Annotated in this window: 21 protein-coding genes; 5 read left to right on the top strand and 16 right to left on the bottom strand. The window is 52.0% G+C overall.

Going from position 1 to position 25796, the window contains the following annotated elements:
• Positions 1–9: 9 nt before the first annotated feature.
• A complete protein-coding gene (locus OQV04_RS00225) occupies positions 10–993 on the bottom strand; it encodes a substrate-binding domain-containing protein (RefSeq protein ID WP_001124894.1) in 984 nt (327 codons plus the stop codon).
• A 96-nt stretch (positions 994–1089) separates the two neighbouring features.
• Positions 1090–4371, bottom strand: a complete 3282-nt coding sequence (locus OQV04_RS00220) for a DUF5107 domain-containing protein (RefSeq protein ID WP_032281437.1) — start codon at positions 4369–4371, stop codon at positions 1090–1092.
• Between the two features lie 117 nt (positions 4372–4488).
• Here OQV04_RS00220 and OQV04_RS00215 point away from each other — a divergent pair, with 117 nt between their 5' ends.
• On the top strand, positions 4489–5682 hold the full coding sequence (locus OQV04_RS00215; protein WP_032281438.1) for an ROK family protein: 1194 nt from the start codon (positions 4489–4491) through the stop codon (positions 5680–5682).
• A 62-nt stretch (positions 5683–5744) separates the two neighbouring features.
• Here the strand turns inward: OQV04_RS00215 and glyA are convergent, their stop codons facing one another.
• Entirely contained in the window at positions 5745–6998 is a 1254-nt protein-coding gene (gene glyA / locus OQV04_RS00210) for a serine hydroxymethyltransferase (RefSeq protein WP_000919159.1), read from the bottom strand.
• 327 nt (positions 6999–7325) lie between these two features.
• On the opposite strand from glyA, the gene hmpA reads away from it, so the two are divergent.
• Positions 7326–8516 (top strand): NO-inducible flavohemoprotein, encoded by a 1191-nt coding sequence (hmpA, locus tag OQV04_RS00205; RefSeq protein ID WP_000883120.1) that lies wholly within the window; start codon positions 7326–7328, stop codon positions 8514–8516.
• A gap of 44 nt (positions 8517–8560) precedes the next feature.
• On the opposite strand, the gene glnB is transcribed toward hmpA, so the two are convergent.
• The 5 genes from glnB to purL all read right to left on the bottom strand — a co-directional run bounded on the left by glnB (position 8561) and on the right by purL (position 17052).
• Complete coding sequence (gene glnB / locus OQV04_RS00200) at positions 8561–8899, bottom strand: nitrogen regulatory protein P-II (RefSeq protein ID WP_000717694.1); 339 nt, start codon at positions 8897–8899, stop codon at positions 8561–8563.
• 60 nt (positions 8900–8959) lie between these two features.
• Complete coding sequence (gene glrR, locus OQV04_RS00195; RefSeq protein WP_274446507.1) at positions 8960–10294, bottom strand: two-component system response regulator GlrR; 1335 nt, start codon at positions 10292–10294, stop codon at positions 8960–8962.
• Positions 10284–10997 carry a two-component system QseEF-associated lipoprotein QseG gene (gene qseG / locus OQV04_RS00190; RefSeq protein WP_032281439.1) on the bottom strand — a complete coding sequence of 238 codons (714 nt, stop codon included), beginning with the start codon at positions 10995–10997 and terminating at the stop codon, positions 10284–10286. The genes glrR and qseG overlap by 11 nt, the downstream gene beginning before the upstream one ends.
• 164 nt (positions 10998–11161) lie before the next feature.
• Complete coding sequence (qseE, locus tag OQV04_RS00185) at positions 11162–12589, bottom strand: two component system sensor histidine kinase QseE/GlrK (protein ID WP_099145420.1); 1428 nt, start codon at positions 12587–12589, stop codon at positions 11162–11164.
• Between the two features lie 575 nt (positions 12590–13164).
• Positions 13165–17052, bottom strand: a complete 3888-nt coding sequence (gene purL, locus OQV04_RS00180) for a phosphoribosylformylglycinamidine synthase (RefSeq protein ID WP_247806606.1) — start codon at positions 17050–17052, stop codon at positions 13165–13167.
• 257 nt (positions 17053–17309) lie between these two features.
• Between purL and mltF the strand changes: the two genes are divergently transcribed.
• Positions 17310–18866, top strand: coding sequence for a membrane-bound lytic murein transglycosylase MltF (mltF, locus tag OQV04_RS00175; RefSeq protein ID WP_000734212.1), 1557 nt, complete (start codon positions 17310–17312; stop codon positions 18864–18866).
• Here mltF and tadA read toward each other — a convergent pair.
• Both tadA and yfhb read right to left on the bottom strand, forming a co-directional pair.
• Positions 18863–19366 (bottom strand): tRNA adenosine(34) deaminase TadA, encoded by a 504-nt coding sequence (tadA, locus tag OQV04_RS00170; protein ID WP_001301544.1) that lies wholly within the window; start codon positions 19364–19366, stop codon positions 18863–18865. The genes mltF and tadA overlap by 4 nt on opposite strands.
• 57 nt (positions 19367–19423) lie before the next feature.
• Positions 19424–20059 (bottom strand): phosphatidylglycerophosphatase C, encoded by a 636-nt coding sequence (yfhb, locus tag OQV04_RS00165; protein ID WP_032281442.1) that lies wholly within the window; start codon positions 20057–20059, stop codon positions 19424–19426.
• Between the two features lie 208 nt (positions 20060–20267).
• Between yfhb and OQV04_RS00160 the strand changes: the two genes are divergently transcribed.
• Positions 20268–21116 (top strand): MurR/RpiR family transcriptional regulator, encoded by an 849-nt coding sequence (locus tag OQV04_RS00160; RefSeq protein ID WP_001013779.1) that lies wholly within the window; start codon positions 20268–20270, stop codon positions 21114–21116.
• A 55-nt stretch (positions 21117–21171) separates the two neighbouring features.
• The gene (yfhL, locus tag OQV04_RS00155) at positions 21172–21432 is read left to right on the top strand and encodes a 4Fe-4S dicluster ferredoxin YfhL (RefSeq protein WP_001196285.1); all 261 of its coding nucleotides are present in this window, start codon (positions 21172–21174) and stop codon (positions 21430–21432) included.
• A 193-nt stretch (positions 21433–21625) separates the two neighbouring features.
• On the opposite strand, the gene shoB is transcribed toward yfhL, so the two are convergent.
• The 6 genes from shoB to rnc form a co-directional block, all read right to left on the bottom strand.
• A complete protein-coding gene (shoB, locus tag OQV04_RS00150) occupies positions 21626–21706 on the bottom strand; it encodes a type I toxin-antitoxin system toxin ShoB (protein WP_000128776.1) in 81 nt (26 codons plus the stop codon).
• 421 nt (positions 21707–22127) lie between these two features.
• The gene (acpS, locus tag OQV04_RS00145) at positions 22128–22508 is read right to left on the bottom strand and encodes a holo-ACP synthase (protein ID WP_000986024.1); all 381 of its coding nucleotides are present in this window, start codon (positions 22506–22508) and stop codon (positions 22128–22130) included.
• The gene (pdxJ, locus tag OQV04_RS00140; protein WP_001295365.1) at positions 22508–23239 is read right to left on the bottom strand and encodes a pyridoxine 5'-phosphate synthase; all 732 of its coding nucleotides are present in this window, start codon (positions 23237–23239) and stop codon (positions 22508–22510) included. The genes acpS and pdxJ overlap by 1 nt, the downstream gene beginning before the upstream one ends.
• An 11-nt stretch (positions 23240–23250) precedes the next feature.
• Positions 23251–23979: a DNA repair protein RecO gene (gene recO, locus OQV04_RS00135; RefSeq protein WP_032281445.1), complete on the bottom strand. Its 729-nt coding sequence runs from the start codon at positions 23977–23979 to the stop codon at positions 23251–23253.
• Positions 23980–23990: 11 nt separating this feature from the next.
• Positions 23991–24896 (bottom strand): GTPase Era, encoded by a 906-nt coding sequence (era, locus tag OQV04_RS00130; RefSeq protein WP_000020749.1) that lies wholly within the window; start codon positions 24894–24896, stop codon positions 23991–23993.
• A complete protein-coding gene (rnc, locus tag OQV04_RS00125; protein ID WP_001068343.1) occupies positions 24893–25573 on the bottom strand; it encodes a ribonuclease III in 681 nt (226 codons plus the stop codon). Before rnc ends, era begins: the two co-directional genes overlap by 4 nt.
• Positions 25574–25796: the final 223 nt, after the last annotated feature.

Here is a 25796-nt window from a genome sequence, read left to right as displayed (position 1 = left end):
AATCAGCGATTAGGGCAGACCATCAACGTGCGTTGCCAGCCACTGTTTACCGTCTTCCGTTTTGGTATAGAGATCGATAGGCACCTGAATCACTTTTTCACCGTCGGCTTGTTTATTGATAACCTTCAATGTTTGCGCGAAAACAGCATTGCCCATTTTCTTACCGGAAATATCCACTACCGCTTTCAGCACCTGATTGTTTTCCAGCTCCTGAGCAATTTCGGTTGTCATATCCGAACCGAAAACAGCAATTTTTCCGGCCTGATTTTGATTACGTACCGCTTTTACCGCGCCGAGTGTCGCACCGCCCGATTCCCCCATAATGGCGTTGAGATCCGGCGTGGAGATAATCAGTTTTTCACCAACGGAAATCGCTTTATCTAAAACAGTCCCTTCCTGATTAGCGACAATTTGCGCGCCGGGAACGCGGGATTTTAATACTTCTTCAAATCCTTTACGTCGCTGCACACAAACTTCAAAGGCTTCGCAATTGATGACGGCAATTTTCGGCTGGTCAATTTTATTGGCAATAAAATAATCGGCGGCAGCGTTACCCAGTTTTTTACCAAATTCCAGCGGGTCACCCACCAGATACGCCGAGACATATTTATCGACCCCCTTTTGATTAATACAGGTGTTGTAGCAAATCACCGGAATACCCGCTTCACTGGCGCGACGAACGGTACGGCTACTGCCATTTTCAGACACTGCCGATAAAATAATAGCATCGACATTACGCGCCACGAGGGTATCAACAAAGGTACTTTCTTTCGAAATATCACCCTGGGCGTTAGTTTCAATTAACTGTACCTGTACTGAAGAATCTTTTGCCGCATCCTGAACGCCCTGACGCACTCCAGCGTAATATCCCTGAGTATCAAGGTATATTGCGCCAATGGTCATTTCTTTATCCGCAGCTCTGGCAAATAGTGCGCTACCTAATAGCGTAGCCATTAATAATAGATTACGGGTTGTTCTCATTTTTTTAGGCATAGAGCCTCCTGTAGGGTTTTTATTAACAACGGCTTATTCTAATTATTTTGTGATGAGCGGCAGCGCGTGCCGCTCAAATATTACAGTTAATAGGGTTTAGTGAACGTAGTTAAAAATAAAAGGCATCACGGTGGTGAATAATGCCGCTTTCGGCCAGGCCGGATTAATCGCCGTCAATTCAGCGCGAGCAGATTCGTATTGCGCAATCTCGCCTAATCCCGCGGCCGCCAGCATCGCCACCATCAGGCATTTTTCTTTATGCTGCTGTTGTAAATCGCCATACAGCGACAACAAGTCAGGCTGCGAGACGGCAAAGAAATCCGCTTCGATACTGGTTTTCGCCATCTCTTGCGCCCACTGTTTCATTTCACTAAACAGTTGCTGTGCGGTGTGTTGTTCGCCCAGTAATCGCAGCGCCATTCCTTGCCAGAAGAGGTAATCAACCGGCTGATCGTTGTAATAGCTGTGGATGTTAATGGTGCGATCGCCGGTCGCCGCCAGATGTAAACAGCGCGTCGCTTCAGTTTCATCGCCCTGGGCTTTGGCGCATATCGCCTGCCAGAACCAGATGTCGTTATCAGTTTGCCCCGGTAAACGGCCTTCGCTTAAATTCTCCGGATAATGCAGCGCGGCATGAAGCAGTTCGCTGGCCTGCTGCGGCTCTCTGGCATCAAGATGCTGCCAGGCGCGTAATAACTGGTTGAGGATAAACTGACTGGTGACCTTCCCTTCCCCGCCTTCCCACGGGTGGAATTTGCGCGTGGCGAGAATGTCCGCCGCTTTGTCTGCCTGCCCCGTGAGATGCCACAAATTGAGCAGTTCTGCGGTCATGTCGTCGCGTTTCAGCGCAATTTCCAGATTATTTTCCAGACGCGCCAGTCGTTTCTCCGGTGTGGTTCCACTTAGCTTATCAAGCAAATCCCGTTCGAAAAGCAGACGTGCATCCTGCGGCGCAAGCTGATAAGCATTATCAAGATAACGCGCGGCCAGCTCATAATCGTGTTGCTTATTCCACGCATGGATCGCTAACCCGCGCCAGCCGTCGGCAAACTCCGGCGACATCTCTACGCAACGTTGCCATAAGGCAATGGCTTCGTTGTAGCTACGTTTGTTGTAGTAGAAGCAGGCCAGTAAATGGCGAGCAAACCAGCACTCTTCAATACTCTCCAGCGCCGCCACTTCTTCCAGCGTATTCGGGAAACGGACAAACTGCGGGAAGACATCAATGGCTTTTGCGACCAGTTCGCCACGTTCGGCTTTCGGCAGCAAGCTGGCTTGCAGGTAAAGCGGCAGCGTGCGCTGGCAGTCCAGTGCGTTCAGCATCTCTGCCGCGAGGGTGGGCATTCCCCAGTTAATCAGTTGCCCGGCAGTCATCAGGGCGTTAACGTCGCGTCCCTGACACAGACCGCGCCACTGCGCGAGAGCTGATTCGCTACGACCATCGAACCAGTTCAGCCACCACAGAGTGGCGTTCAGCGGATGATCGCGCAGCAGTTTCTCGCGCTGCAAACGCGCGTTGTCCTGACGACCACTTAACACCAGCAGCAGATTATGCAGGCAAAGCACTTCCTGATTGGTTGGGCAGGCGCGAAGACTTTGTTGGCAAAAATCCAGACCCGCGTCGAAGTTACCATTACGCGCCGCCAGTCGTGTCAGACCATAATAGCCTCCGGCTTTACTGTTGCCGCTCCAGACCGCACGCCAGAAATCCTCTTCGGCTTGTTGATATTGTCCCTGACGTTCGTAAGCACTGGCGCGAATCAAACTGGCCTGTCCGCACTGCGGATTTTTGTTCAGCGCATGTGCGCGTTTCAGCGCCTGAGTGGCATACGCCACCGCTTGCGGGAAATCTGCGCGGTTATACTCCAGCATCGCCAGCGCCAGATTACAGCGGTAATCCAGCGGATCCAGCGCCACGCCGCGCAGGTAGTAATCGAACGGTGAACGGCTAGCGTGATGATATTGCTCCAGATGCTGACCGATAAACCAGGCTTCATCTGTACTGGTAATGTCTTGTGCTGCCAGTGGCGCTTTGGCGACGTCCGGCAACGGCAACTCTTGCGGCTGATGTTCCTGATAACTCAGTACAATATTGCCGTCGGCATCGGAGAGCTCAATGGTCAGCCTTTCAGGATTGATACCGTGCAACACGCCCTGGATGGCGGTCGCAGGCATCAGTGCCACGGCATCATCAAGTAACGCGTTGCATTTGCCGATTTCGCGGATCGCCAGGCGGTATCCGTTCAACGGAGAGATGGCATACAACCCCCACTCAATCCCCCGCTCACTACGCTGGAGTTTTATCACCGCATCGCGGGAGGCATTTTGCACCATGCCCAAAGAATGATAAGGCAGGAAATACTGCTCAAAACGCTTCTCTTCGTAAGCATCAAGCCAGGTAAAATCGGGCTGGTTATCGGCAAAAATACCGGTCATCAGTTCGATATACGGGCCGTTATTATCAGTTAGGCTCTTATCCCACGCCTGGCCAAATTCACTGTGTCCCCAGCTCCACTGCTTTTTACCTGGCGCAATATGGTGGTTGGCAACGTGTAGCAAACCGCCATCTTCATCGTGACACCACGCGCCAACAAAATCGTACTGTGATTTTTCAGCCATATATGAGGTTGGAACGGGCACATTTTTATAGCGAGAAATGTCCACTCCAGCGGAGTAGTCCACTTTGTAGTAAGTGCCGGTGGCGATAGGGAAAGCGGAGACGGCCCGTTTGCCGTGATCAAACACCGCCGTTACATCCGGCGGGAAGACGCTCTGATGCCCTTCCCCCCCTTTCACTGCCGGGTTGGCCCACCACAAGAAATGACGCGGCGTGGCGTTGCCGTTATAGACGCGGCTGGCGATTTCCAGCGCCGCCCGGTCAGGGCGCAGGGTGAAACCTGTCATCACCTGTAAACCATGCATCGGCTCCGTTTCGCCTACCCACACCGTCTGTGCGCCGTCTTCATGGGCTTCGAGGGTGAAATCAACGGGCATAAAGGTGGTCGGGCGATGGTGTTGCGGCCAGTTAAACTCAATCCCGCCGGAGATCCACGGTCCCAGCAGCCCCACCAGCGCAGGTTTAATGACTTCATTGTGATAGACAAAATCGCGCTGTTTCACTTTATCCCATGCGCGATGCACCCGACCGCCCAATTCCGGCAGGATCATCACTTTGATGTAGTCGTTTTCCAGCCACACCGCCTGCCAGGATTTCAGGGTTTTCTGCTCGCTCAGCGTATCGGTCACGCCGTAGGGATAAACCGCGCCGGACGATCCCTGATAAACGCGATTTTCCAGGAACATGGGATGTATATCCTGCGGCCCGGTTTCATAGGTCGGGATCTCAACGCGCTCTTGCCACACTTTTACTGGAGTCATGGTGCCCTCAATATTAACAAGACATACTGAATTAAAAGATTTGTGGCAGTGTATTGAACAATCTGGCAATGTTTTCGCGGAATAATCACGCAATTAACTAAACAAGGTTTAGTGAAGATGAGAGCCTGCATTAACAATCAACAGATTCGCCACCATAACAAATGCGTGATTCTGGAACTGCTGTACCGGCAAAAGCGCGCCAATAAATCAACGCTGGCCCGGCTGGCGCAAATTTCGATTCCGGCAGTCAGTAATATTTTGCAGGAACTGGAAAGCGAAAAACGGGTGGTGAATATCGACGATGAAAGCCAGACGCGCGGGCATAGTAGCGGTACATGGCTGATTGCGCCGGAAGGTGACTGGACGCTGTGTCTGAACGTGACGCCCACCAGTATTGAGTGTCAGGTTGCTAATGCTTGTTTAAGTCCGAAAGGTGAATTTGAGTATTTACAGATTGATGCACCGACGCCGCAGGCGCTGCTGTCCGAAATCGAAAAATGCTGGCATCGCCACCGTAAATTGTGGCCGGACCGCACCATCAATCTGGCGCTGGCAATCCACGGTCAGGTTGATCCTGTGACCGGAGTGTCGCAAACCATGCCGCAAGCGCCCTGGACAACGCCGGTTGAGGTGAAGTATCTGCTGGAAGAGAAGCTCGGCATTCGGGTGATGGTCGATAATGACTGCGTGATGCTGGCGCTGGCGGAAAAATGGCAAAATAATTCGCAGGAACGGGATTTCTGCGTGATCAACGTTGATTACGGCATTGGCTCGTCGTTCGTGATTAACGAGCAAATTTATCGCGGCAGTTTGTATGGTAGCGGACAGATTGGTCACACCATCGTTAATCCGGATGGCGTCGTCTGCGACTGTGGACGTTACGGCTGCCTGGAAACCGTCGCCTCGTTAAGTGCATTAAAAAAACAGGCGCGGGTATGGCTAAAATCACAACCGGTTAATACTCAGCTTGATCCTGAAAAACTGACAACCGCGCAGTTAATCGCTGCCTGGCAGAGTGGAGAACCGTGGATCACCAGCTGGGTTGACCGCAGTGCCAATGCCATTGGTTTGAGTCTGTATAACTTCCTCAACATCCTCAATATTAATCAGATTTGGGTGTACGGTCGCAGTTGTGCCTTTGGTGAGAACTGGCTTAATACTATTATTCGCCAGACAGGATTTAACCCGTTCGACCGCGACGAAGGACCGAGCGTGAAAGCGACGCAAATTGGCTTCGGGCAATTAAGCCGCGCACAACAGGTGCTGGGAATTGGCTATTTGTATGTTGAGGCGCAGTTACGACAGATTTGATGGCGCGATAACGTAGAAAGGCTTCCCGAAGGAAGCCTTTTTCAACAGATTAACCGTTTCGCTTATGCGTAAACCGGGTAACGTGCGCAGATGTCGAGAACTTTACCTTTGATACGCTCGATAACGGCTTCATCATTGATGCTGTCCAGCACGTCACACATCCAGCCAGCCAGTTCTTTCGCTTCTGCTTCTTTGAAGCCGCGACGCGTAATCGCCGGAGTACCCACGCGAATACCGGAGGTCACAAACGGGCTCTTCGGATCGTTCGGTACGCTGTTTTTGTTGACGGTGATGTTAGCACGGCCCAGAGCGGCGTCTGCTTCTTTACCGGTCAGGTTTTTATCTACCAGATCAACCAGGAACAGATGGTTATCAGTACCGCCGGAAACCACTTTGTAGCCGCGTTCCAGGAACACTTCTACCATCGCTTTAGCGTTTTTAGCGACCTGCTGCTGGTAAGTTTTGAACTCAGGCTCCATCGCTTCTTTCAGAGCAACCGCTTTACCGGCGATTACGTGCATCAACGGGCCGCCCTGACCACCAGGGAAAACGGCAGAGTTCAGTTTTTTGTACAGCTCTTCGCTACCACCTTTCGCCAGGATCAGGCCGCCGCGCGGACCCGCCAGGGTTTTGTGAGTGGTGGTAGTAACAACGTGAGCATGAGGAACCGGGTTCGGGTAGACGCCAGCAGCAACCAGGCCCGCAACGTGCGCCATATCAACGAACAGGTAAGCGCCGATGCTGTCAGCGATTTCACGCATTTTCGCCCAGTCCACCACGCCGGAATATGCAGAGAAGCCACCGATAATCATTTTCGGTTTGTGTTCTTTGGCTTGTTTTTCCAGATCGGCGTAGTCGATATGACCGGTAGCATCAATACCGTAAGGAACGATGTTGTACAGTTTACCGGAGAAGTTAACCGGAGAACCGTGAGTCAGGTGACCGCCATGCGCCAGGTTCATACCCAGAACGGTATCACCTGGTTCCAGCAGCGCGGTGTAGACCGCAAAGTTAGCCTGGGAGCCGGAGTGCGGCTGGACGTTAGCGTAGTCAGCGCCGAACAGTTCTTTCGCACGATCGATCGCCAGTTGTTCAACGATATCAACATACTCGCAACCGCCGTAGTAGCGTTTGCCCGGATAACCTTCAGCATATTTGTTGGTCAGCTGAGAACCCTGCGCCTGCATTACGCGCGGGCTGGTGTAGTTTTCGGAGGCGATCAGTTCGATGTGCTCTTCCTGACGTACTTTTTCCTGCTCCATAGCCTGCCACAGTTCGGCATCATAATCGGCAATGTTCATTTCACGCTTTAACATCCGCATCTCCTGACTCAGCTAACAATAAAATTTTTGGCCTTTATAGGCGGTCCTGTTGGACAACGGCGAACAGTATAACCGAATCATTGTGCGATAACAGGTCTTGACAAAGGAATTTACGCAAACGATTACCTTCAGGCTACGCAAGGCTTTGGAGAATAAAGAGCTTGCAACCGGAAACGGATTTCTTTTCAGGTTTGTGATGCAAATTTTTCACTTCATCACATTCTTTCTGAAAAACACCAAAGAACCATTTACATTGCAGGGCTATTTTTTATAAGATGCATTTGAGATACATCAATTAAGATGCAAAAAAAGGAAGACCATATGCTTGACGCTCAAACCATCGCTACAGTAAAAGCCACCATCCCTTTACTGGTGGAAACGGGGCCAAAGTTAACCGCCCATTTCTACGACCGTATGTTTACTCATAACCCAGAACTCAAAGAAATTTTTAACATGAGTAACCAGCGTAATGGCGATCAACGTGAAGCCCTGTTTAACGCTATTGCCGCCTACGCCAGTAATATTGAAAACCTGCCTGCGCTGCTGCCAGCGGTAGAAAAAATCGCGCAGAAGCACACCAGTTTCCAGATCAAACCGGAACAGTACAACATCGTCGGTGAACACCTGTTGGCAACGCTGGACGAAATGTTCAGCCCGGGGCAGGAAGTGCTGGACGCGTGGGGTAAAGCCTATGGTGTACTGGCTAATGTATTTATCAATCGCGAGGCGGAAATCTATAACGAAAACGCCAGCAAAGCCGGTGGTTGGGAAGGTACTCGCGATTTCCGCATTGTGGCTAAAACACCGCGCAGCGCGCTTATCACCAGCTTCGAACTGGAGCCGGTCGACGGTGGCGCAGTGGCAGAATACCGTCCGGGGCAATATCTCGGCGTCTGGCTGAAGCCGGAAGGTTTCCCGCATCAGGAAATTCGTCAGTACTCTTTGACTCGCAAACCGGATGGCAAAGGCTATCGTATTGCGGTGAAACGCGAAGAGGGTGGGCAGGTATCCAACTGGTTGCACAATCACGCCAATGTTGGCGATGTCGTGAAACTGGTCGCTCCGGCAGGTGATTTCTTTATGGCTGTCGCAGATGACACACCAGTGACGTTAATCTCTGCCGGTGTTGGTCAAACGCCAATGCTGGCAATGCTCGACACGCTGGCAAAAGCAGGCCACACAGCACAAGTGAACTGGTTCCATGCGGCAGAAAATGGCGATGTTCACGCCTTTGCCGATGAAGTTAAGGAACTGGGGCAGTCACTGCCGCGCTTTACCGCGCACACCTGGTATCGTCAGCCGAGCGAAGCCGATCGCGCTAAAGGTCAGTTTGATAGCGAAGGTCTGATGGATTTGAGCAAACTGGAAGGTGCGTTCAGCGATCCGACAATGCAGTTCTATCTCTGCGGCCCGGTTGGCTTCATGCAGTTTGCCGCGAAACAGTTAGTGGATCTGGGCGTGAAGCAGGAAAACATTCATTACGAATGCTTTGGCCCGCATAAGGTGCTGTGATTTGATGTTGCCGGATGGAAACATCCGGCAACCCTTGACGCGGTTTAAATTGCCGCGTCGTCCTCTTCACCGGTACGGATGCGAATGACCCGTGCCACGTCAAAGACGAAGATTTTACCGTCACCGATTTTGCCGGTTTGCGCCGTGCGAATAATGGTATCGACACAGGTATCGACAATGTCGTCCGGTACGACAATCTCAATTTTCACTTTCGGCAGAAAATCCACCATATACTCCGCGCCGCGGTACAGCTCGGTATGGCCTTTCTGGCGGCCAAAACCTTTCACCTCAGTGACCGTCATGCCGGTAATGCCGACTTCAGCCAGTGCTTCGCGGACATCGTCCAGCTTGAAGGGTTTAATAATCGCATCAATCTTTTTCATGCTATTCCTTGAAAAGGTCGCCTGTCTTTTGATCTGCTAAACGTAACACATAACGCCAATTCATTCCTTGAAATCGTTTGCATCCAGCTCGTGTCGGGAAAGCAGTTTATAAAATTCTGTCCGGTTGCGCCCCGCCATTCTCGCCGCGTGGGTGACGTTGCCTTTGGTAATTTGCAGCAGCTTACGCAAATAGTTGAGTTCAAACTGATTACGTGCCTTAACAAAGGTTGGCAGCGCCGTGTTTTCGCCCTCCAGCGCCTGCTCTACTAATGCATCACTAATCACCGGAGATGAGGTCAGCGCCACGCACTGTTCAATCACGTTGACCAACTGGCGCACATTACCCGGCCAGCTCGCGGTCATCAGGCGTTTCATCGCATCGGTAGAGAACGCGCGGACAAACGGTTTATGTCGCTCTGCCGCCTGGCGCAACAGGTGATTTGCCAGTAGCGGAATGTCTTCTGTGCGCTCCGCCAGTGCCGGAATTTTCAGGCTGACAACGTTGAGGCGGTAATAGAGATCTTCGCGGAATTCCCCGCGCGCCATCGCTTTTGGCAGATCACGGTGAGTGGCAGAAATAATCCGCACATTGATATCAATATCGTGGTTACTGCCCAACGGGCGCACTTTACGCTCCTGCAACACGCGCAACAGTTTGACCTGCAACGGCGCAGGCATATCGCCAATCTCATCGAGAAATAGCGTTCCGCCTTCCGCCGCCTGGAATAAACCTTCGCGATTGCTGACAGCGCCAGTAAACGCGCCACGCGCATGACCAAACAGCTCCGACTCCAGCAATTGCTCGGGCAATGCACCACAGTTAATAGCAATAAATGGTTTGCTATTGCGCGGGCTGGCGTTGTGGATAGCCTGGGCGAAAATCTCTTTCCCGGTGCCGCTCTGGCCATTAATCAAAACGCTGACGTCTGATTGCGCCACCAGCCGCGCCTGTTCCAGCAAACGCAGCATCAGCGGGCTGCGGGTGACAATCGCCTCGCGCCAGCGTTCGTCGGTGGCTGGCGCGGATTGTTCCAGCGCATCATCAATTGCCTGATATAGCGCGTCTTTATCGACAGGCTTGGTGAGGAAACTAAAAACGCCCTGCTGTGTTGCAGCAACGGCATCAGGAATAGAACCATGCGCGGTAAGAATAATTACCGGCATTCCCGGCTGCACTTTCTGGATTTCAGCAAACAGCTGCATACCGTCCATTTCATCCATCCGCAGGTCGCTGATAACTAAATCTACTTTTTCGCGATTCAGTACCCGTAATCCTTCAGCGCCACTTTCCGCCGTGACCACACTGTAGCCTTCGCTGGTCAGGCGCAGGCCAAGCAGTTTCAGCAATCCCGGATCGTCATCGACCAATAATAAATGCGCAGGTTTATGGCTCATCAGGAGTGACCTCATGGGTGGATGGCGCGGGCTTTTCACCCTCGTGCGGCGTATCCGGCGAGAAATTTCCAGCCGGTTTGCGGGTCGAGAGCTGGCGTTCAATATCAGTCAGGTTTTCCAGCTTGCGGGTGGTGAGTTCCAGTTGCTGCTGTAGAACGTGATGTTGCTGGCGCAATATATCCAGCTCGCTGTCGCTGGACTGCTGGAGTTTACTGTAGCGTTGGCGCTCTTCCGCCAGTTGCAGTTGCAGCGCCTGACCGTCGCGCCAGAGTTGATACAGTGGGCGAACCTGTGCCGGGATCTCGGTACTTAACGCTTCAATACGCGCGACCAGCTGGCGGCGCTCATATGGCGTAATTTTGGCGTCGGCGAGCAAAATCCCTTGTTTAAAGGTATTTTGCCAGCTGCCGTCGTCATATTGGCGAGCTTGCTGACGCGACTGCGCAGGCATTAAACGATCAGCACAATCCATCGCCCGCAGCCAGTAAAGCGGATTGGTTTCGGTTGATTTACCTTGCAGCGCCCAGATGTCGCTACATTCAGTAGAAAGATAGTCAGCCAGTTGATAAACCGGAATTTTTTCTTCTGCTGGCGTATCAATGGCTGGCTTATTGTGATTCTGCACGCAACCTAGCAATGCCAGACATGGCAGCCCTGCCAGCCACAGCCGTCGGGGCAATAATCGTTGAAAAATGTGTCGCATATTCACCAGACTTAAAGCCTATCCCAGTGGGCGTAATTGTTGCAGACAGTTTGGACATGGACAGCGCGGAGAAACCGGAGCGTACATGTCGTACGTGAGGATTTCGAGCACTGCCCGGGGCCGAACTGACAAATAAAATAGCCTGATGGGATAGGCTGTTAGCATTATTTCGTGTTTTTCGACGACGGTAATTCAATGCGGAAACAAACGTCTTGCCCGCTCTCGTCGACCAGATACAGTTCCCCTTGCATACGGCGAATACAATCCCTGGCAATGCTTAATCCCAGACCGCTGCCCTTCACCGCCCCTTTTCGCTGGTGGCTTCCCTGAAAAAAGGGTTCGAAGATCATGGCGCGTTCCTCTTGCGGAATGGGCGTGCCTGTATTGATGACATCAATATAAACCCGCGCACCATGTAAACTGCTGCGAAGGCAAATGTTACCGGATTCAGCCCCGTAGTGCACCGCATTGGAGTAAAGATTATCCAGTACGCTCATCAGCAGCATTGGCTCCGCCAGGCAAGCTGTTGCTTTGAGATCGACGTCGGTATGCATCATTTTAGCCCGTGCGGGCAGGCTATGAGCAGAAACTACTGTCTCCACCAGCGGTGCTAACTCAACATTATCTAGTTCCACCGCACTGTCCGCCTGTTTACGGTTGTAATCAAGCAGTTGTTCGATCAGTTTTTGCAAATTGCGGCTGCTGCTATCAAGAATGCTCACCACCTCTTTTTGCTCTGGCGTAAGCGGCCCGACAACCTGATCAGCCAGTAATTCAGTGCCCTCGCGCATACTCGCCAGTGGCGTTTTTAATTCATGAGATAAATGTCTTAAAAATTGATGGCGTTGGGATTCCAGCCATGACAGGCGCTCACTTAACCAAAGAATACGTTGCCCAACCGAGCGTAACTCGCTCGGTCCACTGAACGAAACGCTATTGCCCAGAGAACGCCCTTCCCCCAACCGATTGATCATCCGTTCAATATTTTTCACCGGCCCGATAATCATCCGCGTGAAAAGCAGTACCATTACCAGACTCACCAGAAATAGCACCAGCGATTGCCAACCAAAATATTGCCCACGTTCGGCGATTTCACGCTGAAGTTGCTGCCCACGAGAGAACACTACTGTGCGCGTGGCCTGTACCATTTCGGTATTGGCACTGGCAAAGGCTTCCAGACGCGCGGCAGCAGCAGCATCGGGACCACTGTTGTTGCACTGAAGTTGGGCCAGATTGTTCAAGTCCTGACGCAATGCCTGGTAAAGTTTATTGTCTGGCAGTACGCCTGCGTGGGCATCGAGCATTTCGCTGTAACGCTTGCGCTGGCTTTGATAAACCTTCGCAAGCGTAGGGTCATCCAGCACGCAATACTGACGGTAGCTACGCTCCATCTCCAGCGCCGCGTTGGTCATTGCTTCGCTGCGCCGGGCATCGATAAGCGTGGTGCGGTTGACCAGCGCCGCCTGGTCGCTAAGCGCATTCAGGCTTTGCCAGGCTTGCCATGCCAGCACCAACAGGGGCAGCAGAATCAGCAAAAATGCCAGCATTACCAGTTGTCGTAATGAGCGGGGAAAAACGGGCCAGCGTTTCAAGGTGTTACTCTCGTCAGACGCGAATAGCCTGATGCTAACCGAGGGGAAGTTCAGATACAACAAAGCCGGGAATTACCCGGCTTTGTTATGGAATAAGGCGGTGCCTAACTCGACGTTTCGCCCGATGGTTGATATAGCTACGCTGATATCAGAAGTTGGACGGCAGGCACCTTGTTGTGCGTCATTCGAATTTTATGTAGCACGTCCCGAAGGGGCTGACATAAGTCGGTGAATGAGCCACTGGTTACTATTATGCAGTAACTGTGCCAATAAAGAAAATAGTTTGGTAACGTACTGATTATACGCTGCTTTGAGGGGTTTATGGCTTCTTCGCTATTTGAATGTAAATCAGCCAGTGTGTCGCTAAAAAGAGACAACTTAAGATAAACTTATTAGATAACATTAAAATCAATGAGTTAAATGTCACCAAAAAGCGACACAGCAAACCACCCATTGTCGTGATTTACAGACACAAAAAAGCTCCCTGAGTTGGGAGCTTATAATAGCGGTTGGTATTTAATGCCGGATGCGGCGTGAATGCCTCATCCGGGCTGCAAAACCAATGGGCTGACGACTTACCCCAACTGCTTACGTGCATTGCGGAAAATGCGCATCCATGGACCATCCTCGCCCCAGTTTTCCGGATGCCAGGAGTTGCTGACAGTACGGAAAACACGTTCCGGGTGCGGCATCATAATGGTAACTCGACCACTTTCAGTCGTGACTGCCGTAATACCATTCGGAGAACCGTTCGGGTTAGCCGGGTAGGTTTCAGTGACCTTGCCGAAGTTATCGACATAGCGCAGTGCCACCAGCCCTTTACTTTCCAGCGCCGCCAGATGCGCCGCATCACGCACTTCCACGCGCCCTTCACCATGAGAGACAGCAATCGGCATTTGCGAGCCCACCATCCCCTGCAACAGCAGCGACGGGCTTTGGGTCACTTCAACCAGGCTGAAACGCGCTTCAAAGCGATCGGAGGTATTGCGCACAAAACGTGGCCACAACTCACTACCTGGGATCAGTTCACGCAGATTAGACATCATCTGGCAACCGTTACATACCCCCAGCGCCAGCGTTTGCGGACGGTGGAAGAAGGTTGCAAACTCATCGCGTACACGGTCATTGAACAGGATAGACTTCGCCCAACCTTCACCGGCACCCAGCACATCACCGTAGGAGAAACCACCGCACGCGACCAGGGCGTGGAAATCCTCCAGTCCCGTGCGTCCAGTCAGCAGGTCGCTCATATGCACATCGATAGCATCAAAGCCCGCACGGTGGAAAGCTGCCGCCATTTCAACATGCGAGTTCACGCCCTGCTCACGCAGTACGGCAACTTTCGGACGTGCGCCAGTGGCAATATACGGTGCTGCCACATCTTCGTTGATATCGAACGACAGTTTTACATTCAGGCCCGGATCGGCGTCGTTTGATTTCGCCTGATGCTCCTGATCGGCACACTCCGGGTTGTCACGCAGGCGCTGCATCTGCCAGGTAGTTTCTGCCCACCAGACACGCAACGTAGTGCGGCTTTCGCTGAATACAGTCTGCCCATTGGCGGTAATCACAAAACGGTCACCGGAAACCGCCTGCCCAACATAATGGACGCAATCCGCAAGCCCATGCTGTGCCAGTACGGATTCGACCGCTTCACGGTCAGCGGCACGAACCTGAATCACCGCACCCAGTTCTTCGTTAAACAACGCCGCCAGGCGATCGTCACCCAGAGTGGCTATATCCGCGTCAATGCCGCAATGACCAGCAAAGGCCATTTCCGCCAGCGTTACCAGCAGGCCGCCATCAGAGCGGTCGTGATACGCCAGCAGCTTACGCTGTGCAACCAGCGCCTGAATCGCGTCATAGAAGCCTTTCAGTTGCGCGACATCGCGTACATCTGCCGGTTTGTCGCCAAGCTGACGATAAACCTGCGCCAGCGCCGTTGCGCCCAGCGCGTTATTGCCTTTGCCCAAATCAATCAGCAGCAGTGCGTTATCTTCGGTAGAAAGCTGCGGCGTGATGGTGTGACGTACATCTTCCACGCGGGCAAATGCAGAAATCACCAGCGACAGCGGCGACGTCATTTCGCGCTCTTCGTTACCTTCCTGCCAGCGGGTTTTCATCGACATAGAGTCTTTACCCACCGGGATCGTCAGGCCCAGCGCCGGACAAAGCTCTTCGCCCACGGCTTTAACGGCTTCATACAGGCCCGCATCTTCACCAGGGTGGCCTGCCGCCGCCATCCAGTTGGCGGAAAGTTTAATGCGTTTGATATCGCCAATCTGTGTTGCGGCAATATTGGTTAACGCTTCACCGACCGCCAGACGGGCAGAGGCGGCGAAATCCAGCAGCGCAACCGGCGCACGCTCGCCAATCGCCATCGCTTCACCGTAGTAGCTGTCGAGGCTGGCGGTAGTGACAGCGCAGTTAGCGACCGGCACCTGCCACGGCCCCACCATCTGATCGCGCGCCACCATGCCGGTTACGCTGCGGTCACCGATGGTCACCAGGAAAGTTTTCTCCGCCACGGTCGGCAGATGCAGTACGCGTTTCACCGCGTCTGCAATGGTGATCCCTTCACGGACCAGCGCATCGCCCTTCGCTTTCAGCGTTTGTACATCGCGGGTCATCTTCGGCGTTTTACCAAGCAGGACGTCCAGCGGCAGATCGATCGGCTGATTATCAAAATGACGATCGTGCAGAGAAAGATGCAGTTCTTCGGTCGCTTCACCAATCACCGCGTAGGGTGCGCGCTCACGCTTACACAGTTCGTCAAACAGCGGTAATTGATCGGCAGCAACCGCCAGCACGTAGCGTTCCTGGGATTCGTTACACCAGATTTCCAGCGGGCTCATGCCCGGTTCGTCGCTTAGAATATCGCGCAGTTCAAATTTACCGCCGCGCCCGCCGTCGCTCACCAGTTCCGGCATCGCGTTAGAAAGACCGCCAGCGCCGACGTCGTGGATAAACAGGATTGGGTTGGCATCACCAAGCTGCCAGCAACGGTCGATCACTTCCTGGCAGCGACGCTCCATCTCCGGGTTGTCGCGCTGTACGGAAGCAAAGTCGAGGTCGGCATCAGACTGACCTGACGCCATGGAAGACGCCGCTCCGCCACCAAGACCGATGTTCATTGCCGGGCCGCCGAGAACGACCAGTTTCGCACCGACGTTGATCTCGCCTTTTTGTACGTGATCGGCGCGAATGTTGCCGATCCCGCCCGCCAGCATGATCGGTTTGTGATAACCGCGCAGCTCTTCGCCGTTGTGACTGTTCACTTTTTCTTCATAAGTACGGAAGTAGCCATTCAGTGCCGGACGACCAAATTCGTTGTTAAACGCCGCGCCGCCCAGCGGGCCTTCGGTCATGATGTCCAGCGCGGTGACAATGCGCTCAGGCTTACCGAAATCTTCTTCCCACGGCTGTTCGAAGCCAGGAATTCGCAGGTTGGAAACGGAGAAACCAACCAAACCCGCTTTCGGCTTCGCGCCGCGCCCGGTGGCACCTTCATCGCGGATTTCACCGCCAGAACCGGTCGCCGCGCCCGGCCACGGAGAAATCGCCGTCGGGTGGTTGTGAGTTTCGACTTTCATCAGAATATGCGCCGGTTCCTGATGGAAATCGTAGCGGCCCGTTTCGTGGTCAGCAAAGTAGCGGCCCACTTCAGAACCTTCCATTACGGCGGCGTTATCTTTATAAGCAGAGAGAACGTGATCTGGCGTGGTTTCGAAAGTATTTTTGATCATCCTGAACAGCGATTTCGGCTGCTGTTCACCGTCGATAATCCAGTCGGCATTAAAAATTTTGTGGCGGCAGTGCTCAGAGTTCGCCTGAGCGAACATATACAGCTCGATGTCGTTCGGGTTACGACCAAGCTTTGTGAAAGCATCCTGCAGATAGTCAATTTCATCTTCCGCCAGAGCCAGGCCAAGACGCAGGTTAGCGTCGATCAGCGCCTGACGGCCCTGCCCCAGCAAATCAACGCTGGTAACCGGAGTCGGTTGATGGTGGGCAAACAACTGCTCTGCATCATCTAAAGCAAAAAAGACCGTTTCCATCATGCGGTCGTGCAGTTCAGCGGTAACCTGCTGCCATTGTTCATTGGTCAGCGTACCGGCTTCTATATAGTAAGCAACGCCGCGCTCAAGGCGGTTTACCTGTTGTAGCCCGCAGTTATGGGCAATATCGGTCGCTTTCGAAGACCAGGGAGAGATGGTGCCAGGACGCGGGGTCACCAGCAGGAGTTTGCCTTGCGGGGCGTGGCTGACGAGTGCCGGGCCATATTTCAGCAGGCGTTCAAGTTGTGCGTGCTCATCATCGTTTAACGGCGCATTGAGGTCAGCAAAATGGACATACTCGGCGTAAATATTGTGAACCGGGAGCCTGGCAGCCTGAAAACGTGCCAGCAGTTTGTTGATTCGGAATGCCGACAGTGCAGGCGAACCACGCAGAATTTCCATCATAAGTCTCTCGTCTTCTAAGCTTTCGGTGTACCCAAGGGGGGGAAACGGGCGTCATTATAAAGAATCTGATGCGCTGACGAAACCGTTTGCGTGGAAATAAAATCACCATCGTGAATTAGCAACGCGTGCCGCCAATGGCTGTAATAAGTTGCCATCTGGCGCAGGTTTACGCAAAATGCCGCTCATTTATGAGTAAACCTTTCACTATTATTACGTTTTTTCAAGCTGGGACGCGCACGACACAGAGAATTAACTAATTGAAAAAATTAAAGATTAATTATCTGTTCATCGGCATTCTGGCACTGCTGCTCGCGGTCGCTCTCTGGCCATCCATTCCCTGGTTTGGTAAAGCCGACAACCGTATCGCCGCCATTCAAGCGCGGGGAGAGTTGCGTGTGAGCACCATTCATACTCCCCTGACTTATAACGAAATCAACGGGAAACCTTTTGGCCTGGATTACGAACTGGCGAAACAGTTTGCCGATTACCTCGGTGTAAAACTGAAAGTGACCGTGCGGCAGAATATCAGCCAGCTGTTTGACGACCTCGATAATGGTAACGCCGACCTGCTGGCGGCAGGACTGGTCTATAACAGTGAGCGGGTAAAAAATTATCAGCCTGGCCCTACCTATTATTCCGTGTCACAACAACTGGTTTATAAAGTGGGTCAGTATCGCCCACGTACGCTGGGCAACCTGACGGCGGAGCAACTCACCGTTGCACCGGGTCATGTGGTGGTTAACGATCTCCAGACCCTGAAAGAAACAAAATTCCCGGAATTAAGCTGGAAGGTAGACGACAAAAAAGGCTCTGCGGAATTAATGGAAGATGTCATCGAAGGAAAACTCGATTACACCATTGCTGATTCTGTCGCCATCAGCCTGTTTCAGCGCGTTCACCCGGAGCTCGCCGTAGCGCTCGATATCACCGATGAACAACCGGTGACTTGGTTTAGCCCGTTAGATGGCGATAATACCCTTTCCGCCGCCCTGCTCGACTTCTTCAACGAAATGAATGAAGACGGTACGCTGGCACGCATTGAAGAGAAATACCTGGGGCATGGCGATGATTTTGATTACGTCGATACGCGCACATTTTTACGCGCCGTCGATGCGGTACTGCCGCAGTTAAAGCCCCTGTTTGAGAAATACGCCGAAGAAATTGACTGGCGTTTGCTGGCCGCTATTGCTTATCAGGAATCGCACTGGGATGCACAGGCCACTTCACCGACGGGTGTGCGCGGCATGATGATGTTAACCAAAAATACCGCGCAAAGCCTCGGCATTACGGATCGTACCGATGCCGAACAGAGCATCAGCGGTGGCGTGCGTTATTTGCAGGATATGATGAGTAAAGTGCCGGAAAGTGTGCCGGAGAACGAGCGGATCTGGTTTGCCCTCGCTGCGTACAATATGGGCTATGCGCATATGCTGGATGCCCGCGCCCTGACGGCAAAAACCAAAGGGAATCCTGACAGTTGGGCTGACGTAAAACAGCGTCTGCCTTTACTTAGCCAGAAACCCTATTACAGCAAGCTGACTTACGGCTACGCTCGTGGGCATGAAGCCTACGCTTATGTCGAAAATATTCGTAAGTATCAGATTAGCCTGGTGGGTTATCTGCAAGAGAAAGAGAAGCAGGCTACAGAAGCGGCGATGCAACTGGCGCAGGATTATCCGGCGGTATCGCCTACGGAGTTGGGCAAAGAGAAATTTCCTTTTCTCTCGTTTCTTTCCCAGTCGTCATCAAACTATTTGACCCATTCTCCCTCTCTGCTGTTTTCCAGGAAAGGGAGTGAAGAGAAACAAAATTAATCCGTCGAGGATTGCGCTTTTTTCTGCGCTTTAATTTCCTGGCGGCGCATGCGAAAGAAGTCACTGAGCAACGCCGCGCACTCATCCGCCAGTATTCCTTCCGTAATTTCCACTCGGTGATTCATACCCGGATGATGCAGCACATCCATTAAAGATCCCGCAGCGCCAGTTTTCGCGTCACGCGCACCAAAGACCACGCGACCAATGCGACTGTGGATCATCGCTCCGGCACACATTACACATGGTTCAAGCGTGACATACAACGTGGCGTCGATCAGACGATAATTTTGCATCACCAGACCGCCCTGCCTCAGGGCCATGATTTCTGCATGTGCGGTGGGATCATGTCGACCAATCGGACGGTTCCAGCCTTCGCCAATAACACGATTGTTATGCACTAATACCGCGCCGACCGGTACTTCCCGCTCATCCCAGGCACGCTTCGCCAGCGTCATTGCATGACGCATCCAGTATTCGTGGCTAAATTCGACTTCAGACAAAAAGAAAACTCCGGTTATAAAAGCGCGGCGCATTATACACGGACGCTATGCTTTACTCTATTCCAGTTGCTGGAGTTCACCGCGCGGGGTTACTCGCCAGCGATGCTGGCAAAAGTAAAGCAGCGGGTTGTCCTGATTACTGTCGCTATAGCCACTGTACAGCCGCAGCGGCGTGCCGATTTTGCGCTCCAGTTGCGCGACCTTTTCATGCCCGAGGCAACGCATCGTCAATACCCAACCACCATAGCCACGCTGAATTTGGCTGGCGATAAGATTCACCCGCGGCAGCCAGGGTGTATCGAAATAGACCGCTTCAACCAGCGGCTGTGGAGAACCGGTAATCAACCAGATATCAGCATCGGAACTTAACAGGTAGGTGGTTAATCGCTCCTGAACCAGCGGAAAGGCGGTAACATTGTCACGAAACCAGCGTACGAAATCGGCCTGCAACGCCTGTAAACGTGCTTCGCTGTGACCAAAGGTGCATCCCCACAGAAGCAGACTCATCGGCCAGCGTGCCGCACGACCTTTTATCAATAACGCAATGGCTATAATCGGCAACAACGGCAGGACAAGTAACGCATTCAGCGGTTGGCGACGCAGTAAATAGCGCAGAAAACTGCCGAACATATCCTGCTGATGCAATGTTCCATCTAAGTCAAAAAACACCACACGACACTCGTGAGTTGCCAAACCATACTCCTCTGGACTGAAACATCCTGATTAATTTTCGCTACTACATAGCCTAACAGATAGATCATCACTTTTCCGGCAACAATCGACCGCATCATGGCTAACTGGAATTTTTAATTCATGGCAATTAGCGGCAATGGAATATAAAATTCACTCGCGTGTGTCTCATATTGCCTGTTGTCGCCACTATTTCATCGCGAGGAAAGATATGAACGGCTTACTTCGTATCCGTCAGCGTTACCAGGGGCTTGCCCAGAGTGATAAAAAACTGGCGGATTATCTGCTGCTACAACCTGATACGGCGCGCCATTTAAGCTCTCAGCAACTGGCCAACGAAGCCGGAGTCAGTCAGTCCAGCGTCGTGAAGTTCGCGCAAAAACTCGGCTATAAAGGTTTTCCGGCGCTTAAGTTGGCGTTGAGTGAAGCGCTGGCAAGCCAGCCGGAATCGCCCTCAGTGCCCATTCATAACCAAATCCGCGGTGATGATCCGTTACGGCTGGTCGGCGAAAAACTGATTAAAGAAAATACTGCCGCTATGTACGCAACGCTAAACGTTAATAGTGAAGAGAAACTGCATGAATGCGTAACAATGTTGCGCTCTGCGCGGCGGATAATTCTGACCGGTATTGGCGCTTCGGGTCTGGTGGCGCAAAACTTTGCCTGGAAGCTGATGAAGATTGGCTTCAATGCTGCCGCAGTGCGCGATATGCATGCGCTACTCGCTACCGTACAGGCGTCGTCCCCTGACGATCTGTTATTAGCCATTTCTTACACCGGTGTACGACGCGAGTTAAACCTGGCGGCAGATGAGATGCTGCGAGTGGGCGGAAAAGTGCTGGCGATTACCGGCTTTACTCCCAATGCCCTGCAACAGCGTGCTTCTCATTGCCTGTATACCATTGCCGAAGAACAAGCGACAAACAGTGCTTCAATCTCTGCTTGTCACGCGCAGGGAATGTTAACGGATTTGCTGTTCATTGCGCTGATTCAGCAGGATCTGGAACTGGCACCAGAACGTATTCGTCATAGTGAAGCGCTGGTGAAAAAACTGGTCTGAGTAAAGAATGCGCGTATAATGCCCGCCCGGTTTGTGTTGTTTTGAGAGTTTCCTTATGGCGCTGTTAATCACTAAAAAATGCATCAATTGTGATATGTGTGAACCCGAATGCCCGAATGAGGCGATTTCAATGGGAGATCATATCTATGAGATTAACAGCGATAAGTGTACCGAATGCGTAGGGCACTACGAGACACCAACCTGCCAGAAGGTGTGCCCGATCCCCAATACTATTGTGAAAGATCCGCAACATGTCGAGACAGAAGAACAGTTGTGGGATAAATTTGTGCTGATGCACCACGCGGATAAAATTTAATATTCTACTCTGGAAGTAGAGTATTAATTATTTTACTGGGAAGCCTTAACGCCATTATATTTATTTAATTGATGACATTAGCATAATCATTCACTAAGTTAATTTATATAGTATCTGCCCAGACACTTATTTATAGTTATTAAAGGCGCGTCCGATTGGTTCACCGGACGCACCTTAAGTACGTTTCCTTGTGTTATAAGAACAGAAGGATCAGCTGTAAAACAGCAATGATGATTTTGATGACCCGTTTAATCAGGTATCGGCAATCAGTCATTCGTTTTTCCTTAAACAAGGAATGCAGCCGTTCAGATTAGCCCTTACATCTCCCCAAAACTGAACGTGCGAGTTATTGGAATCGAGTGCTGCACTCCACACCAGAGCTTTGACGACACCACTCGTTTCAATGGGGGAATTCAGTGGCATGGTGTAAAGCACAGCAAAATTGCCAATAACGAAACCGATTTTAATGTACTTATCAAAAAGCGGTCACGTTAATCTTTTCATCAATGTCGATTTCTTCGTAAAGGCTCGCGTTTTTTATGTCAGAGATTGCAAGTTGCTTGTACAGGTCAACGAAATTGATCCATAATCATTTTCGTTGGAATCGTGTGCTGCACAAAATTAAAGTTAAAAAGTAAAACCCCCGTTCCTTACCAGTTCGGGGGTTTTACTTTATAAAGAGAACGGTATTATTTTTAACTTTCAATAATTACCGTGGCACAAGCATAGTGGCGCTCATCGGCAAGCGTTACATGCATATTTATAACGCCGAGCTTTTCCGCCAGTTTTAATGCCTCACCCCATAGCCGTAGCCGTGGTTTGCCGAGCTCATCATTGAATACTTCAAACTGATTAAACGCCAGACCATTGCGGATCCCGGTGCCAAACGCTTTTGCCGCCGCTTCTTTCACAGCAAAACGCTTCGCCAGAAAACGCACCGGCTGGTGGTGCGTTTTCCAGATAGCCCATTCGTTATCGCTTAATACGCGGCGTGCCAGGCGATCACCGGATCGGGCGATCACCGCTTCTATGCGAGCGATCTCCACAATATCCGTGCCTAAACCTAATATTGCCATTAGCCACGCGCTTCCAGCATCAGACGCTTCATTTCTGCCACCGCATCTTTCAGTCCGGTCATCACTGCACGACCAATAATGGCATGACCGATATTCAGTTCATGCATCTCAGGGATGGCGGCAATGGCTTTCACGTTGTGATAGGTCAGACCGTGTCCGGCGTTAACTTTCAGACCGAGACTTGCGGCAAAGGTCGCGGCTTTGGCGATACGCGCCAGCTCTTGCGCCTGTTCGGCGTCAGTTTTGGCATCAGCATAGCAACCGGTGTGGATCTCGATAAACGGTGCGCCAACCTCTGCCGCAGCTTTGATCTGCTCTTCATCGGCGTCGATAAACAGAGAAACCTGGATCCCGGCATCTGCCAGACGTTTGCAGGCATCGCGCATTTTTTCACGCTGCCCTGCGACGTCCAGGCCGCCTTCGGTTGTTACTTCCTGACGCTTTTCCGGTACCAGGCAGCAAAAATGTGGCTTCGTCTCAACGGCGATCGCCAGCATCTCTTCGGTCACTGCCATCTCCAGATTCATGCGGGTATCCAGCGTCTGACGCAAGATGCGCACATCGCGGTCAGTAATGTGGCGGCGATCTTCACGTAAATGCACGGTAATGCCGTCTGCTCCCGCCTGCTCAGCAATAAACGCCGCCTGCACCGGATCCGGGTAAGCAGTACCGCGTGCGTTACGCAGCGTTGCAATATGGTCAATGTTGACGCCTAACAGTAATTCAGCCATGACAATCCTCATCATTCATAATATGTTTTCACCGTTCGCTTAGGCATAAACTGCCGGAACAGTTCCCTGCTCTTTAATGGTTTACCGCCAAGATACGGCTTAAGCGCCATGCGGGTAAAGCGTTTCGCGGCGCGCAGTGTGTCTGCGTCAGGAAATTCCCGCGCGTTTAACGCTTTTAACTGCCTTCCGGTGAACGTTTTATTGTCGATAACGACGCTTGCGATAAACCCTTTTTCTTCGCGATAACGATACGTCATGGTGTCATCTACCGGCTCGCCGCTACCCGCGCAATGGGTAAAATTGACGCCATAGCCCAGATGCCCGAGCAGTGCCAGTTCAAAGCGGCGCAGCGCGGGTTCTGGCGTACCAGTGGCACCTGCAAGAGACTGAATGCAGTGCAAGTAATCGAAAAAGAGTTCAGAGAAGCGCGTCTCGTATTCCAGTACGCGGGAGAGAAGTTCGTTGATGTACAGACCGCTGTAAAGCGTGATACCGCTTAATGGCAGCGCCAGCGAGACAGCTTCAGCACTGCGCAGCGTTTTGACTTCGCCACGCCCGCCGAAACGTAGCAAGAGAGGGGTGAAAGGCTGTAATGCACCTTTCAGGGTAGAGCGTTTAGAGCGTGCGCCTTTCGCAACCAGACGCACGCGACCCGATTCCTCCGTGAAGACGTCCAGCATCAGGCTGGTTTCGCTCCACGGGCGACTATGCAGGACAAATGCGCGCTGCCAGCCTTCCATCGGAGTTACTCTTAAAGATCGTCAACGTAACCGAGACTGCGCAGTGCGCGTTCGTCGTCGGCCCAACCGGATTTCACTTTTACCCACAGTTCAAGGTGGACAGGCGCTTCGAACATTTCCTGCATGTCTTTACGCGCTTCAATCCCGATGGTTTTGATCTTGGCCCCTTTGTTGCCAATAACCATCTTCTTCTGCCCTTCACGCTCAACGAGAATCAAACCGTTGATGTCATAACCACCGCGTTCGTTAGAGACGAAACGTTCGATCTCCACGGTCACGGAGTACGGCAGTTCAGCGCCGAGGAAACGCATCAGTTTTTCGCGGATGATTTCAGACGCCATAAAACGCTGTGAGCGATCGGTGATGTAATCTTCCGGGAAGTGATGAGTCGCTTCAGGTAGATGCTTACGCACGATTGCCGCAATAGTGTCAACATTCAGCCCGGTTTCGGCAGAGATTGGCACGATATCAAGGAAGTTCATCTGGCTTGCCAGGAACTGCAGGTGCGGCAGCAGATCGGCTTTCTCCTGCACGTTGTCCACTTTGTTCACCGCGAGGATTACCGGCGCTTTGCCTTCGCGCAGTTTGTTGAGCACCATTTCGTCGTCCGGCGTCCAGCGGGTGCCTTCAACGACAAAAATCACCAGCTCAACATCGCCAATAGAGCTGCTCGCCGCTTTGTTCATCAGGCGGTTAATGGCGCGTTTTTCTTCCATATGCAGGCCCGGTGTATCGACGTAGATCGCCTGATACGCGCCTTCAGTATGGATCCCCACAATGCGGTGACGAGTTGTCTGCGCCTTGCGGGAGGTGATGGAGATTTTCTGCCCCAGCAGTTTGTTCAACAATGTGGATTTGCCAACGTTCGGACGTCCGACGATGGCAATAAATCCGCAGTAACTTTTATCGATGCTCATTCCAGCTCCAGTTTTTTCAACGCCTGTTCGGCGGCAGCCTGCTCAGCCTTACGACGGCTTGAACCTGTGCCAACCACCGGTTCACTCAGGCCGCTGACCTGGCAGTGGATTGTAAATTCCTGATCGTGCGCTTCGCCACGGACCTGAACAACCAGATAAGTCGGCAGCGGCAGATGACGACCCTGCAAATATTCTTGCAAGCGCGTTTTCGGATCTTTTTGTTTATCGCCTGGGCTAATTTCGTCCAGACGAGTTTGATACCAGTTGAGGATTAATTTCTCGACGGTTTGAATATCACTGTCGAGGAATACGCCACCAATTAATGCTTCGACGGTGTCGGCGAGAATTGACTCACGACGAAATCCACCGCTTTTAAGTTCACCTGGCCCTAAACGTAAGCACTCGCCTAACTCAAATTCGCGCGCCAGTTCCGCCAGCGTATTGCCACGGACCAGCGTGGCGCGCATCCGGCTCATATCGCCTTCATCCACACGAGGGAAACGGTGATAAAGCGCATTGGCGATAACGTAGCTCAGAATAGAGTCGCCTAAAAATTCTAAACGCTCGTTATGTTTGCTGCTGGCACTACGATGAGTTAATGCCTGCTGCAACAGTTCCTGATGATTAAAAGTGTAGCCCAGCTTCCGTTGAAGCCGATTAATTACGATGGGGTTCATGCGATACCAATAAATAAATGCGTCAACAATTCAGCACACGAAACAGACCTGATATACATGGCTCTGCTAACTGCTTCGCTGCAGTTTCAGTTTAGCGGTATATGGGGACCAACGCTGTTTCGTGTGCCGTGGCAACCTGGAGGTGCCAACCTTAAACTTCGGGGGAATATTCTATACACAACGACGGGGGATGTCGTTAGCCACGGGAGATTTATCTCATAAA

Source organism: Escherichia sp. Lx600-2, from assembly GCF_036662595.1.
GTDB classification, from domain to species: domain Bacteria; phylum Pseudomonadota; class Gammaproteobacteria; order Enterobacterales; family Enterobacteriaceae; genus Escherichia; species Escherichia coli.
The sequence above is the reverse complement of the archived record's forward strand: the minus strand, read 5'-3'. Positions and strand labels throughout refer to the sequence as shown.